Origin of the sequence: Streptomyces sp. LS1784, from assembly GCF_020103755.1 — a bacterium.
Lineage (GTDB): Bacteria > Actinomycetota > Actinomycetes > Streptomycetales > Streptomycetaceae > Kitasatospora.
The window spans coordinates 1-13,572 of record NZ_JAHSQD010000193.1; the positions used below are offsets into that span (position 1 = coordinate 1).

The 13,572-nt window shown below is 72.8% G+C and carries 17 protein-coding genes; 5 read left to right on the forward strand and 12 right to left on the reverse strand.

The window, feature by feature from the left end; genetic code table 11:
* Positions 1 to 76 precede the first annotated feature (76 nt).
* On the reverse strand, positions 77 to 511 hold the full coding sequence (locus KS423_RS21960) for a BlaI/MecI/CopY family transcriptional regulator (protein ID WP_224281278.1): 435 nt from the start codon (positions 509 to 511) through the stop codon (positions 77 to 79).
* A gap of 116 nt (positions 512 to 627) precedes the next feature.
* Between KS423_RS21960 and KS423_RS21965 the strand changes: the two genes are divergently transcribed.
* The 5 genes from KS423_RS21965 (at position 628) to KS423_RS21985 (ending at position 4,558) form a co-directional block, all read left to right on the forward strand.
* Positions 628 to 1,296 carry a DedA family protein gene (locus KS423_RS21965; RefSeq protein WP_224281279.1) on the forward strand — a complete coding sequence of 223 codons (669 nt, stop codon included), beginning with the start codon at positions 628 to 630 and terminating at the stop codon, positions 1,294 to 1,296.
* On the forward strand, positions 1,296 to 1,964 hold the full coding sequence (locus KS423_RS21970) for a phosphatase PAP2 family protein (protein WP_224281280.1): 669 nt from the start codon (positions 1,296 to 1,298) through the stop codon (positions 1,962 to 1,964). The genes KS423_RS21965 and KS423_RS21970 overlap by 1 nt, the downstream gene beginning before the upstream one ends.
* A gap of 165 nt (positions 1,965 to 2,129) precedes the next feature.
* On the forward strand, positions 2,130 to 2,645 hold the full coding sequence (locus tag KS423_RS21975; protein WP_224281281.1) for a pyridoxamine 5'-phosphate oxidase family protein: 516 nt from the start codon (positions 2,130 to 2,132) through the stop codon (positions 2,643 to 2,645).
* Positions 2,646 to 2,750: 105 nt separating this feature from the next.
* Entirely contained in the window at positions 2,751 to 3,872 is a 1,122-nt protein-coding gene (locus KS423_RS21980) for a TIGR03364 family FAD-dependent oxidoreductase (RefSeq protein ID WP_224281282.1), read from the forward strand.
* Between the two features lie 11 nt (positions 3,873 to 3,883).
* Positions 3,884 to 4,558, forward strand: coding sequence for a phosphonatase-like hydrolase (locus KS423_RS21985; protein WP_224281283.1), 675 nt, complete (start codon positions 3,884 to 3,886; stop codon positions 4,556 to 4,558).
* An 87-nt stretch (positions 4,559 to 4,645) separates the two neighbouring features.
* Here KS423_RS21985 and KS423_RS21990 read toward each other — a convergent pair whose 3' ends face one another.
* The 11 genes from KS423_RS21990 to KS423_RS22040 form a co-directional block, all read right to left on the reverse strand.
* On the reverse strand, positions 4,646 to 5,209 hold the full coding sequence (locus KS423_RS21990; protein WP_224281284.1) for a hypothetical protein: 564 nt from the start codon (positions 5,207 to 5,209) through the stop codon (positions 4,646 to 4,648).
* A gap of 133 nt (positions 5,210 to 5,342) precedes the next feature.
* Positions 5,343 to 6,236: a hypothetical protein gene (locus KS423_RS21995; protein ID WP_224281285.1), complete on the reverse strand. Its 894-nt coding sequence runs from the start codon at positions 6,234 to 6,236 to the stop codon at positions 5,343 to 5,345.
* Between the two features lie 361 nt (positions 6,237 to 6,597).
* Positions 6,598 to 7,269: a hypothetical protein gene (locus tag KS423_RS22000; RefSeq protein WP_224281286.1), complete on the reverse strand. Its 672-nt coding sequence runs from the start codon at positions 7,267 to 7,269 to the stop codon at positions 6,598 to 6,600.
* Entirely contained in the window at positions 7,262 to 8,584 is a 1,323-nt protein-coding gene (locus KS423_RS22005) for a putative T7SS-secreted protein (RefSeq protein WP_224281287.1), read from the reverse strand. Before KS423_RS22005 ends, KS423_RS22000 begins: the two co-directional genes overlap by 8 nt.
* Positions 8,581 to 8,877: a hypothetical protein gene (locus tag KS423_RS22010; RefSeq protein ID WP_224281288.1), complete on the reverse strand. Its 297-nt coding sequence runs from the start codon at positions 8,875 to 8,877 to the stop codon at positions 8,581 to 8,583. The genes KS423_RS22005 and KS423_RS22010 overlap by 4 nt, the downstream gene beginning before the upstream one ends.
* A 170-nt stretch (positions 8,878 to 9,047) precedes the next feature.
* Entirely contained in the window at positions 9,048 to 9,539 is a 492-nt protein-coding gene (locus tag KS423_RS22015; RefSeq protein WP_224281289.1) for a hypothetical protein, read from the reverse strand.
* Positions 9,540 to 9,638: 99 nt separating this feature from the next.
* Positions 9,639 to 9,962, reverse strand: a complete 324-nt coding sequence (locus KS423_RS22020) for a multidrug efflux SMR transporter (protein WP_224281290.1) — start codon at positions 9,960 to 9,962, stop codon at positions 9,639 to 9,641.
* 1 nt (position 9,963) lies between these two features.
* Positions 9,964 to 10,680 (reverse strand): HAD family phosphatase, encoded by a 717-nt coding sequence (locus KS423_RS22025; RefSeq protein WP_224281291.1) that lies wholly within the window; start codon positions 10,678 to 10,680, stop codon positions 9,964 to 9,966.
* Between the two features lie 49 nt (positions 10,681 to 10,729).
* Positions 10,730 to 11,815, reverse strand: coding sequence for an ABC transporter ATP-binding protein (locus KS423_RS22030; protein ID WP_224281292.1), 1,086 nt, complete (start codon positions 11,813 to 11,815; stop codon positions 10,730 to 10,732).
* Positions 11,816 to 11,835: 20 nt separating this feature from the next.
* Complete coding sequence (locus tag KS423_RS22035) at positions 11,836 to 12,681, reverse strand: ABC transporter permease (RefSeq protein WP_224281293.1); 846 nt, start codon at positions 12,679 to 12,681, stop codon at positions 11,836 to 11,838.
* Positions 12,669 to 13,572, reverse strand: a 904-nt coding sequence (locus KS423_RS22040) for an ABC transporter permease subunit (protein ID WP_224281294.1), incomplete at its 5' end; no start/stop codon positions are given. The genes KS423_RS22040 and KS423_RS22035, both read right to left, overlap by 13 nt.

Sequence of the window (13,572 nt, forward strand, 5' to 3'; positions counted from 1 at the left end):
GGCAGCGCCTCGGCGAGGCGACGGGCCGGCGGGGCGGCCAGGAAGGGCAGCAGCAGCGGGACCCAGACGGCGAGCATCATCGGCCGGCCGCTCCCGGCGCGTCCGGCCCCGCAGTGTCCGGCCTCACGGCGTCCGCCTCCGGGGCGCCGTCGCCGAGCAGTTCGCGCAGCAGCCGCTCGTCCTCGGCGGAGAGGTCGGAGACGAAGCGGGCCAGCACGGTGGAGCGGTCGGCCTCGCGGCCGAGCTCGGTGTGCATCCGGCGGGCGGCGAGCCCCGCGGTGTCCTGGACGGTCGGGGTGTAGGCGTAGGCCCGGCCGGCCCGGGTGCGCACGACCGTCCCCTTGTCGAACAGCCGGGCCAGGATCGTCGCGACGGTGGTGCGGGCGAGGTCCCCACCGAGCGCGGCCTGGACGTCCTGCGGCGTCATCGGCTGTCGGGCGGACCAGAGGGCGGCCAGCACCTCGGCCTCCAGCTCCCCGGCGGGCCGGCGGGCGGACGGTACGTCGGGCATGGCGGCGCTTCCTCCAACTTTCGTCTACAGTCATGTAGACCGTCTACGGAACTGTAGACGGTTCGGGCGGGTTCCCGTGCGAACCGCCCCCCCAACGTACGGGAGGTCCGTCGGCCTTGCTCCAGTTCCTCGCCGATCCGGCCGTTCACCTCGCGGTGAACCCGCTGGACGCATCCTCACTGCTCGCCGCCTTCGGCGCGCTCGGCATCGCCGTGGTGCTGTTCGCCGAGACCGGCCTGCTGGTGGGCTTCTTCCTGCCCGGCGACTCGCTGCTGTTCACCGCCGGACTGCTCTGCGTGCCCGGCGCCACCCAGGGGCCGCAGCTGGAGCTGTGGCAGGTGCTGCCCGCCGCCCTGGCCGGCGCGCTCGTCGGAGCCCAGGTCGGCTACCTGATCGGCCGGCGCGGCGGCCGGGCGCTGCTGCGGCGCAGTCGGCGCAGGAGCCTGCTGGACGGCGTGGCGCGGGCCGAGGAACTGCTGGCCAAGTACGGCCACGGCAAGGCGATCGTGCTCGCCCGGTTCATCCCGGTGGTCCGTACGGTGCTCAATCCGCTCTGCGGCGTACTCGAAGTGCCGGTCCGCTCGTTCACCCTCTGGCAGGTGGCCGGAGGCGCGGTCTGGACGGTCGGCGTGGTGTTCGCCGGGTACGGGCTCGGCTCGTCCATTCCCGGAATCGACGGATATCTGCTGCCGATCATCGGTCTGGTAGTAGTTATCTCCGTGCTCCCCATTGTTCTCGAACTGTTCCGCGCCCGTCAGGCGCGACGTCACGGAGGTGACGCGTGATGCCTTCACGGGCGCTCGCCGTGTACGACGGCAGCGGCATCGACGGCGACCTGTACACCCGGGTCAACGGCTGGGCCCAGTCGGCCCCGCACTGGCTGGACGAGCTGATCAAGGTCTGGTCGGCGCTCGGCCTCGGACTGTTCGCGGTCTTCATGGTCTACGCGTGGTGGCGGGCACGCGGCGCGGACTCGACGGTGATGGCCAGGGTGCTGGCCTCGCCGGTGATCGTGGTCCTCGCGTACGGCGTCAACTCGGTGCTCAAGGGTGGGGTCGAGGAACTGCGGCCCTGCGCGCAGATCCCCGGCAGCGTCGCGCTGGAGACCTGCCCGGCCGCGGGGGACTGGTCCTTCCCGAGCAACCACTCGGTGATCGCCTTCGCCGCAGCCGCCTCGCTCTGGTTCGTCAACCGGCGGCTCGGCTGGGTGGCCGGCCTGTTCGCGGTGCTGATGGCCGCCTCCCGGGTCTGGGTCGGCGTGCACTACCCGCACGACGTGGCGGCGGGCGCGCTGGTCGGGCTGCTGGTCGCGGTGGTGCTGGCGCCGCTCGCCGGACGCTGCGGGCCGCTGGTGGACCGGATGCGGGCGAGCGCGCTGCGGCCGCTGCTCGGGCCCGGCGAGCTGCCGGTGGTCAGCCACGGGTACCCGTCGTACTCCGCGCGGCGGCACTGACCTCCGCCGTCGTCACGTGGTTGGTCCGCCTGCCCCCTTGTCCGGTTTCGGACGGCGGGTGGAGCATGTGAGCCGGGCGTGGGGCCTCCCCAGGGGGGGGCGCCCGCCCGGCTCAGTCGTGCTCGGGCGCGAGGGCGCCGGGCGTGCCGGCGAAGGGAGTGCCGAATGCCGTACCGACTCGACATCACGCAGGGGGACTGGCCGGGCGACCTGCTGCACAAGGGCGTCGAGGGGCTGCTGGCCGAGGCCATGGTGCTCACCCTCGCCACCGCGGGCCACGAGCACGGCCCGCACGCCAATCTGGCCTTCTTCGCGTACGACGACGACCTCGTCCTCTACTTCGTCAGCGAGCGCTCCACCCGGCACAGCCACCACCTGACCGAGGAGGCCCGGGCCGCCGCCACGGTCTTCCTGCCGCCGCCGGTCTTCGGTGAACAGCTGCGCGGCCTCCAGCTGACCGGCAGCGCGAGCGAGGCCTGGGGGCGGCAGGCCGAGGCGGCGCTGGCCGCCTACCAGGGACGCTACCCGGCCTTCGCGCAGGACGAGGAGGTCCGGCGGCAGTTCCTCACCGGGGGCGGGGCGGCGGCGTTGTACCGGTTCCAGGTGGAGGGGCTGACGGCGGTGGACGAGCCGAACTTCGGCCGGCGCAACTACCTGCGGGCGCGGGTGGTGCGGTCGTAGTCGGTCACGATGACCGTCAGGTTGTCTGTACAACTTTTCGGGTGGTTCATCTGCGGGACCGCAGTGCGACGCCCCTCGGACACCTGGGCGCACCAGCCTGGCCGCATGAGAGTCATCGTCGTAGGAGCAGGCGTGCTGGGCACCATGCACGCCTGGCAGGCCGTCGAGCGCGGCCACGAGGTCGTCCACCTGGAGCGCGAGGCCGAGGCGCGCGGCGCCTCGGTGCGCAACTTCGGCCTGGTCTGGGTCAGCGGCCGGGCGCAGGGCGAGGAGCTGGACACCGCGCTGCGCGCCCGCGAACTGTGGGAGGCCATCGGCGCCCGCGTCCCGGACCTCGGCTTCCGGGCCAACGGATCGCTCACCGCCATCCGCACCGAGGCCGAACGCGCCGTCGCCGAGCAGGCCCTGACCCTGCCGGACGCCGCCGCCCGCGGCTACCGGCTGCTCGACCCGGACGAGACCCGCGCCGTCAACCCGGCCCTGCGCGGCAAGCTGCTCGGCGCCCTGTGGTGCGAGCGCGACGCCGCCGTCGAGCCCCGCACCGCCCAGCGCGCGCTGCGCGGGTACCTGGAGTCCACCGGCCGGTACACCTTCCTGCCCGGGCGCGAGGTGCGCGAGGTGGTCGGCGAGAACGCCGTCCGCGACGACCACGGCGACGTCCACACCGGCGACCTGGTGATCCTCTGCACCGGCGCCTGGCTCGGCGGCCTGGTCCGTGAACTCGCCCCCGCCCTGCCCGTACGCCGGGTCCGCCTCCAGATGATGCAGACCGACCCGCTCGGCGAGACCCTGACCACCTCCGTCGCCGACGGTGACAGCTTCCGCTACTACCCCGCCTTCACCGGCACCGCCCTGGACCGGCTGCGCGAGACCCAGCCGCAGCCGCCGGTCGCCGCCGAGCACAAGATGCAGCTGCTGATGGTCCAGCGCCGCGACGGCGGCCTGACCATCGGCGACACCCACGAGTACGACCAGCCGTTCGGCTTCGACGTCGTCGAGGACCCGTACGACCACCTGGTGGCCGTCGTCGAGGAACTGCTCGGCCGCCCGATGCCGCGGATCCGCCGCCGCTGGGCCGGGGTGTACGCCCAGTGCGTCGACTCCACCCGGGTCGTCCACCGCGAGCGCGTGCGCGACGGCGTCTGGCTGGTCACCGGCCCGGGCGGGCGCGGCATGACCTGCTCGCCCGCCATCGCCGAGACCACCGCCGAACTCGCCAACCTGTAAGGAGCGTTGTCGTGACCACCGACATCCACCTGGTCGTGCTCGACATGGCCGGCACCACCGTCGCCGACGACGGCCTCGTCGAGCAGGCCTTCACCGCGGCCGCCGCGGCGCTCGGCGTCGAGGCCGGCAGCCCGGAGTTCGACCCGATGCTGGCCCACGTCCGGGCCACCATGGGCGAGTCCAAGATCTCCGTCTTCCGTCACCTGTTCGGCGAGGAGGAGAAGGCCCAGCGGGCCAACACCGCCTTCGAGGCCGCCTACCACGACCTGGTCGACGCCGGTCACTGCGCCGCGCTTCCCGGCGCCGCCGAGGCCATCGCCGAACTGCGCGGCCAGGGCCGCAAGGTGGTCCTCACCACCGGCTTCTCCCGGGCCACCCAGGACCGCATCCTGGACGCCCTCGGCTGGCAGTCCATCGCCGACCTGACCCTCTGCCCCGCCGAGGCCGGCCGCGGCCGCCCGTACCCCGACCTCGCACTCACCGCCCTGCTGCGCACCGGTACCGACTCGGTCCGCCGGATCGCCGTCGCCGGCGACACCGGCTACGACATGCTGACCGGCACCCGGGCCGGCGCCTCGGTCGTCGCCGGCGTCCTCACCGGCGCCCACGACGAGGCCCGCCTGCGGGCCGACGGCGCGACCCACGTGCTCGGGTCGGTGGCCGAACTGCCCGCGCTGCTGGGCTGATCGGACGGGCCCGTGACGGGCGGGCGTCGCGCATCGGTCGCGACGCCCGCCCGTGCCGTTCGGCCGTTGCCGGTCGACTGCCGCCGTTCAGCCGTTGCCGGTCGACTGCCCGGCGCGCTCCGCCAGGGCGTGGAACTCGGTCCAGCTCCGCTCGTCGAGGGCGTCGAGGGCGGCGTCGTCGAGCTTGACGACGGGCTCCGGGGAGAGGTGCGTCCGCGGGTTGCCGCGCTCGACCATCAGCATGCCGAAGTCGAGGAAGCCGTTGGCGTACGAGAAGCCGGCTCCGCCGCGCTCGTAGAGGCGGATCAGCGGTTCGAAGGGGTCCGGCAGCGGCGGCAGCACCGGCCCTGAGGCGCCGCGCAGGGCGGCCCACCGGACGGCGGCCGCCGAGCACTCGATGGCGTGCCACGAGCCGCCGGAGGCGTCCTCGACGCAGTCCTCGACGTCCGCGACCACGGCCGGGTCGGCCCGAACGGTGACCACGTCACCGCGTAGGCCCCGGGCGACCATGCTCTTCCGGAACCGGGGGTTGCTGCCGGCGTCGCGGCGCACGGCGAACGCGTACAGCACGATCACGGGGTAGACGAGCCCCACCACGCCGGCGAGGAACGAGTTGACGTAGACGTCGAGCGCGATGACGCCGACGAGCACCGCGGTGGTGGCGGCGATGAGCGCGAGGGCTCCGCGGAGCCCGCTTCGCGGGCCCTGGTCGGACTGGGTGATGGTCGTCCGAAGGCCTTCCCCACGGTCTCGGCTCCTACCGCCGCGCGTGTCGGATCGTCGGTCAGAGGAACAGGGCGAGTGCGGTGAAGACGAGGCCGACCGCAAGGAGGACGAGGCCCTGGGGTTGATTCCGGTCGTCGTCGCGGACGAGTGCGCCGAAGGCGGCCAACCCGGCGAGGGGATAGGGGATCGCGACCATCAGGGCCAGGCCGAGACGGCTCTGGACGAGCAGGAAGCACAGGAGCCAGGGCACCGAGATCGCGGTCGCCGCCGCGGTGAGTGGCAGCCCGTCGAGTCGGCGCATCCGCTCACGCCACGGTCCGGCCGGGCGTGGTGCCCGGGGCGGCTTGCCGCTGTCGTAGGCGAACCACAGCAGGAACAGGGCGATGCCCGCGTTGATGCCGATCGCGCACCACAGGGAGGCCGGGGAGTCGGCCTCGCCGGGCAGCTTGGGGGCGACCCGGCCGGCCGGGTCCATCCGGACGGTGACGTAGTCGCCGGGGCTGAAGCGCCGGCTGTTCGGCGCCAGGGGCCCGCCGGGCACGTCCTCGCCGTTCGAGGAGAGGTCGTACGTCCGCGTCGTGCCGTGGATCGACGTGTCGACGTGCTCGGCGACGACCATCGCCTTGACGTCCCGCCCCGAACCCAGCACCTGGTTGTGCCAGGCGTCGGCGCCCGCGCCGATGGCGATGAGGAGGGCGAGGAAGACGAGGGCCAGCCCGGCGCCGACGTCCTTGTAGTCGGGGTCGCCCCCCGGCGCGCCGAGCTTCGCGAGCCCGACACCCGCCGCGACCATGTACAACGCACCCAGGCCGAAGGCCAGGAGAGTGCCGACGTACACGTACGCGAGGACGATGCCGACGGACAGACAGGTCAGGACGACGGCGAGGACAGCGCCGCGGCGGAGCCGGCGCGGTTCGCTCCCGCTGCCCTGGTCGGGCTGGGTGACTGCCATCCGAAGGCCTTTCAGGTCGTCCCGGCCCGCTCGGCCGGTGAGTGCCGACCACCGGTCAGAGCAACAGGGTGAGGAGGAGGAATACGGTGCCGGTGGTCAGGAGGGCGGCGGCGGGTTCGGCCGTGGGCTTGTCGAGGATGGGACGAGCAGCAGGAACGGGACGATCAGGACCGCGGCGCAGCCTCGCCCGCTGCCGGCCAGGCGGCCGAGGCCCGCCGACAGGACGGCGGTGGCGACCACCAGGACGCCGAGGCCGGCGGGCCAGCCGTACGAGCCGTAGGCGGCGGCGAGGCCGACGATCGAGAGCGGTGCGACGAGCGCGAGGACGATCGTCAGCGGGGCGGAGCGGACTCGGTGCTGGTCACCCGAAGGCTTTCCGGATGTTGTCCCGCCGCTCCGGTGGCAGGACGTCCGGTGCCTCGTCGCGTGGAGGGTAGAAGGAGATCCCGTCGATCGCGGCGCCGACCAGGGCCTGCCACTCGTCCCAGTGGTCCTGGTCCTGGGTGGTGAAGACGACGGCGAGCACGTGGGGGCTCCACGGATGCGGGAACAGGGCCTCCAGCTGGCGGACGGTGACAACGCCCGATCCCGGCAGGCCGTAGACCGCTCCGGACACGGGAACGGCCAGGTCGCGGACGGTCACGGCGGCCCGGCCGAGCGGGAAGTCGAGGACGGCGACGTCGGCGTCCGGCCAGACGGTCGCGAGCTCCTCCGCGACGCGCTGGGGGTAGGTACCCGGTGCGCCCTTCTCCTGCTCGCGCAGGAACAGGCTGAACATGCCCTGGACGATCTCGCCGTCCTCGGTCTGCAGCAGGCAGTTGGAGACGTGGACCGCGCCCTCGCGCAGTTGCGCCTGGAGGGCGAGTTCGGCGGAGACGGCGATGCCGAGCTTCTGTTCCGCACCGGTATCGGTGAGCGCGTCGAGCCCGTCCACGATCCGGCTCATCCGGTCGCCGGGGTCCTCGGACAGGTCGATGCCGGTGAACCCCTCGGGCAGGGAGAGCCAGAACGACGGGACGGTCGTGTCAGTCATGGCCGACTCCCCACACGCCGGTGACGATCGCGCTGCCGCCGCCGAGCAGCGCGGGCAGGATCCGGCCCTTGCCGCTGCCTCCGATGGCAGCTCCGGCACCGTTGAGCGCGGTGCCGCCGCCCGTGGTGTAGTTGATTGCGGCACCAAGCCCCGGACCCGGGTCGTCCGTGGTGAGGCCTATGGCAGTGGGGGCCGTCAGCGCGAGCCCGCCGGCCGCCTGCACGCCGTCTGAGACGTTCATCGCGGCGGCCTTGGAGAGCCCGAGCTTCATGGCGGGCTTCTCGATCGCGGTGGTGAAGATCGGACTGGCCGGATCCATCGCCCTGGCGGCGGTGCGGACCTCCTTGGCCGTGGCACTCACGGCCTTGACCCCGCCTTCGGCAGCGCGGGCACCCCTGAACGCGGTGACCCCGCTCTTGAAGAGGGCTCCTCCAGGGAGCGCCCCGAGAAGGTCGCCGGCCAGGGTGAGGTCGTTGCCGAGGTTCTTCATGCTGGTCGGCACCAGCCCGCTGACACCGTACTGCCCCGCGTGCCAGCCTGCGGCGGCCACGCTCAGCAGGATTGCGGGCAGCGCGAACGCCGGGCAGAAGATGGCCGCGACGCCGCAGATGCCCGAGGCCACCGTCAGCAGGTCCGCGCCGTGGTTCTTGAACCAGTTGCCGATCTTGCTGAGCATGCCCGGCTCCGGCGGGGCCTTGCTGTCGGCGGCCTTGCGGATGGCCTCGGCCGTCTTCTGGGCGTCCGACTTGTGGGTCCCGGCGAGTTCGTGGGCCTGCTTCTGGAGGCCGGCCAGCTCGTTGGAGGCGCTGGTGAGCAGGTTGGCGGCCGAGTCCAGGTGGCTCTTCGCCGTGTTGTAGCGCTGTTCGGCGGCGGCGAGGCTCGCGTCGTCGGAGAAGTAGCGGCCGGCCAGTTGGAGGTCGGGGGCGGCGGCCGCGGCGCTGTGGGCGCGGTCGGCCTCGTCCTTCTTCTTCTTGGCGGCGACCGCCGAGGCGGCCAACTCGGCGGCCTTGGGCTGGTGTTCGGTCAGTGCCTTGTACCAGACGTCGAGCGCCGTGTAGGCGGCGGTGATCGAGTCGGCGGCGTCCTGGAGGTAGCCGGGGAGCTTGCCGAACTGCTTGGAGAAGGCCTTGGCCGCCTCGCCCGTCCACTGGCCCTCGTTGTCGGAGATCTGGGCGAGCGTGGTGTGCACGCCGCTCAGGTGCTGGCCCACCCGGCGCAGGCTGTTGCTGAGTGCGGTGACGGCAGCGGAGTCGCCGGGGGCGGGGTTGAAGCCGAGACCGGACCAGTCGGGCGCCGCCGGCGCGGGGGTGCTCACGACTGCCCCGCCGGGGCGAGGACCTTGACGATGCTCTGCTCGGTGCCGTCGTAGTTCTTCTGCACCTGCTCCAGGCCCTCGTCCAGGGCCTTGACGCACTCGCGGACCTTCTTCAGGCCGAACTGCCACTTGTCCTTGAAGTGCCCGCAGGCTTCGTCCAGGAAGTCGTAGCCGGTGCCGGTGTGGCCGGCCGCCTCGAAGGCCTTGAGCCCCTGTTCGAGTTCGTCGCCACAGCCTTTGAGGTCCTGGGCCAACTTGGCGAGGAATTCGGTACTGACTTTGAAGTCGGACACTTTCGCCCCCCGATGCGTCGATTGTCGGACCGGGCGAGCATAGCCCCAGCCGGTGTGCCGTGATCGCCGGAGCGGAGGCCGGGGGGAGTTGTTTGCGGGACCTTTACGGGCCGTCGACGCCTACTTGACGCCGGCGGCCCAACTCCGAGACGTGCGCGTACGGTCGGGCCTCAGCGGCGCCAGAAGCCGCGCTTCTTCGGGGTGACGAGCTGCACCACGGCCGTGACGAACAGTTCGGCGACGGGTGAAGGGCCCGGGCCGTGGTTGAGGTGGCTCTCGGCGGTCCACTCGCCGAGGACGGTGCCGGGGCTGCCGTCGAAGGGGCTGAACGCGTGTTCCAGGGTCACGTAGCGGACGGTCCTGGCGCCCTGGGGCTGGACGGCGGCGACGAAGTGGGCCTCGGTGGCGCCGGTCGGGGTGGGCAGGGTGACCAGCAGCATGTGGTGGCCGTCGACCGACAGGTGGCGGCAGTCGAGGCCGTGGCTGGGCAGGCGGTCCTCGGGCGGCAGGGTGCCGCCGAGGTCGTCCCAGATCTGGGTGACGACGGGCAGCAGACTGCCTCCGTCCGGGGTCGGGGTGGCCACGCGCGGGCCGAACTCCAGCACCTGGCGGGCGAGCTCGCGGTGGACGAAGCGGTAGTGGTGGGGCCGGGGGTCCGTCATGGGGGACACCGTAGCGAAGCCGTCGGGGCGGGAAGTCGGCACGTCCGACGCCCCGCCCCGACAGGCGAGTTGACCAGCGAGATCAGAATTGACGCATCGTCAGGAATGGCCGCCCTTGAGGTTGAGCACGACCACCCCGACGATCACCAGCGCTATCCCCAGCCATTGGAGCCGCCCGAGCGACTCACCGAAGGCGACCACGCCGATCCCGGCGACCGCCGCGGTGCCGGCCCCGGACCAGACCGCGTAGGCGACGGAGACCGGTATGTGCTTGAGCGCGCGGCCGAGCAGCAGGAAGGAGAGCACGTAGCCGAGGCCGACGCCGAGGCTCGGCCAGAGCCGGGTGAACCCCTCGGTGAGCTTGAGACAGCTGGTGGCGCAGACCTCGCTGACGATGGCAAGGGTGAGCAGGAGATAGGGCATGTCAGGGTCGAACCGCGCCCGCGCCGGCGAGCTTCCCGAGCAGGGCGAGATCGGCCTGCTCCAGGCTGGCGAGCAGGGTGATCCGCTCGCCCCGCGGCATCGGCACCGCGGTGGACGGCACGGCGAGCACGGCGCAGCCGGCCGCGGTGGCGGAGGCGACCCCGGTCGGGGTGTCCTCGACGGCGAGGCAGGCGGCCGGGTCCAGGCCGAGCCGCTCGGCGGCGGCGAGGTACGGGTCGGGCGCGGGCTTGGTGCGCTCGGTGTCCTCGGCGGCCAGGGTGACGGCGAACCAGTCCCGGCCGATGGCGGACAGCACCAGGTCCACCACCAGGCGCGGGGAGGCGGAGACCAGCGCGGTGGGCACCCGGGCGTCGCGCAGCGAGGCGAGCAGGGCGAGCGCGCCGGGACGCGGCACCGTCTCGGCGGCGACCTTGCCGGCGAAGGACTCGCCCAGCCTGGTGGCGAGTTCGGCCTCGCTGAGGGCGGTGCCGCTGACCTTGTGCAGGTGGGCGGCGGTGTGCTCGACGGCCTGGCCGAGCACCTCGGGGGCGTCCAGGTCGGTGAGCGGGCGGTGCAGCTCCTCGGCGAGTTCGGCGGCGGTCTGCCACCACAGCTGCTCGGTGTCGACCAGGGTGCCGTCCATGTCGAACAGGACGGCGGCGGGGAGTACGGGCCCGGAGTCGGGCAGGGCGCTGTCGGGCATGGCGGTGTCAGGCATGGCGGTACCTTCGGTGGTTCTTCGGTCGGAGCGGGGAGGTATGAGGCTCTCAGGCGGCGCAGCGGTCCACCAGTACCGGACGCTCCGGCAGGGTGAGTGCGGCCCGCGCGCCGGCCGGCAGCGCGGCGGCGGCCTCGGTCGGCAGGTCGACCTTGACCTCGGTGCCGTCGTCCAGGCGGGCGGTGAGCCGGGTGACGGCGCCCAGGAAGGAGGCGGTGACCACCAGCGCGGGGCCGTTCTCGTCCGGGGTCAGGGTGACGTTCTCCGGGCGGACCAGCACCTGGAGCTCGCCGTCGGCCGGGATCGCGCCGTCCACCGCGTGCCGGCGGCCGAGCACCTCGACGCCGTCCGAGGCGCGGGTGCACGGGATGCGGCTCATGGTGCCGACGAACTCGGCGACGAAGGCGGTGGCCGGCCGGCCGTACAGCTCGGACGGGACGGCGCACTGCTCCAGCCTTCCGGCGCGCAGCACCGCGACCCGGTCGGCCATCGACAGCGCCTCCTCCTGGTCGTGGGTGACGAACAGGGTGGTGATGCCCAGCTCCTGCTGGAGGCGGCGGATCTCCTCGCGCAGCTGGAGGCGGACCTTGGCGTCCAGCGCGGACAGCGGCTCGTCCAGCAGCAGGACGCGCGGCTGGAGGGCGAGCGCGCGGGCGAGCGCGATGCGCTGCTGCTGGCCGCCGGACATCTGGTGCGGGTAGTGCTCGGCGCGGTGCGGCAGGCCGACCAGCTCCAGCAGCTCCTGGGCCCGCTTGCGGCGCTCGGCCTTGCCGGTGCCGCGCATCCGCAGCCCGAAGGCGACGTTGTCCAGCGCGGTCAGGTGCGGGAAGAGGCTGTAGGACTGGAACACCATGCCCGCGTCGCGCTTGTGCGCGGGGATCGTGGTGATGTCCTGGCCGTCGACCAGCACCTCGCCGGAGTCGTGCTGCTCGAAGCCGGCCAGGATGCGCAGGGCGGTGGTCTTGCCGCAGCCGGACGGGCCGAGCAGGGCGAGCAGCTCGCCCGGGTGGACGGTCAGGTCCAGGCCGTCGAGCGCGGTGGTGGCGCCGAACGTGCGGCGCAGGGAGCGGAACTCGACGGTGGCGCTGCCGGGGGAGAGCGAGATGCCGTTGGCGATGGCGGTGGGCGTGGTCATGACTGGTGACTCCGGGGGGTTCAGGAGGCGGCGGTCTTGGCGCGGCGCTCGCGCCCGGCGGTGGCCAGCAGGAGCAGCAGCAGCCAGGTGAGCAGCAGGCTCAGGATGGAGACCGCGACCGACATGTGGGCCTGGCTGTTGCCGACCGAGTAGATCCAGACCGGGAAAGGCTGGAAGCCGAGGATCGAGGCGGAGGTGAACTCGCCGAGCACCAGGGCCAGGGTGAGGAAGGAGGCGTTCAGCAGGGCCCCGCGCAGGTTGGGCAGGACGACGGTGAACACCGCGCGCGGCCAGCTCGCGCCGCAGTTGCGGGCGGCCTCGACCAGGGTGCGCACGTCCATCGAGCGCAGGCCGGCGTCCAGGGCGCGGTAGGCGAGCGGCAGGGCCATCAGCACGTAGGCGATGACCAGCACCAGGGGGAAGTCGGGGTCCTGGATGAACACGAAGGTCTGGAAGAACGGGGTGTCCATCAGGTAGTCCGGGCCCCAGCGGAGCACGCCGATGAGGCCGGCGGTCAGGGCGACCGGGGGGACGACCAGCGGCAGGGTGCAGAGCACGTCGATGACCGGACGCAGCTTCGGCGACCCGAGCCGGACGGCGATCAGCGCCGGGACGAGCAGGAGCAGCAGCACCACGACGGTGACGACGGCGAGGCCGAGGGTCAGCCAGAGGCTGTCCAGGAAGCCCGGGGCGGAGAGCAGCCCGGTGTAGGCCTCGAAGGAGATGCCCTTGGGGTCGTCGACCGAGAACCAGAAGGAGGCCGCGAGCGGGACGACGAAGTAGACACCGGCGAGCAGCAGCACGGCGCCGCGCCACCAGCGCACGGTGCGTCGGCCGGGGCGGGCGGGGGTGGTCAGCTGAGCCATCGGGCGCTCCGGCGCTGGAGGGGGAGGTACACGGCCATCACCAGGACGGCCACGATGATCATGTTGAGGCTGAGGGCGAGGGCGAGGTTGCCCTGGCCGACCAGCACGTTGCCGGAGAGCGCGTCCGCGATCGAGCGGCTGACCAGCGGGACGGTCGCGCCGACCATGGCGGCGGCCGTCGCGTAGGCGGCGAAGGCGCTGCCGAAGAGCAGCACGAAGCCGCCGAGCAGGGAGGGCAGCAGGATCGGCAGGGCGACGTGGCGCCAGTACTGGACGGTGGTGGCGCGGTTGTTCTGGGCCGCCTCGCGCCACTGGGTCCGCAGGCCGTCCAGGGCCGGGGTGATGGTGAGCACCATCAGCGGGATGAGGAAGTACAGGTACACGATGGTCAGACCGGTGAAGGAGTACAGCGACCAGCCGTGGTCGGTGAGGTGCAGCAGCTTGGTGATCTCGCCGGCGTTGCCGAGGGTGGCGACGAACGCGAAGGCGAGCGGCAGGCCGCCGAAGTTGGCGAGCACGCCGGAGGCGGTGAGCACCGCCTGGCGCAGCCAGCCGTGCCGGGAGGTGACGACGGCCTGGGCGAGCGGCAGGCCGAGCACGGTGGCGAGCAGCGCGGTCAGCGCGGAGAGCTTGAGGCTGCTCAGCATGGCCGTCTGGTAGCCGCCCTGGACGGAGGCCGTCAGGTTGTCGAAGGTGAACTGCCCGGCGCCGGTCTCCGCGTCGCTGGAGGTGGTGAACGCGCCGATCACGATGGCGACGGTGGGCAGTCCGAAGCCGATCAGGAAGAACAGCAGCAGCGGCACGGTGGCCAGCCAGGACGCGCCGCCGAGGCGGGCGAGCGGCCGGCGCCGCGGGGTGGGAGCGGGGGTGGTGGGGGAGGTCGTGGCGGTG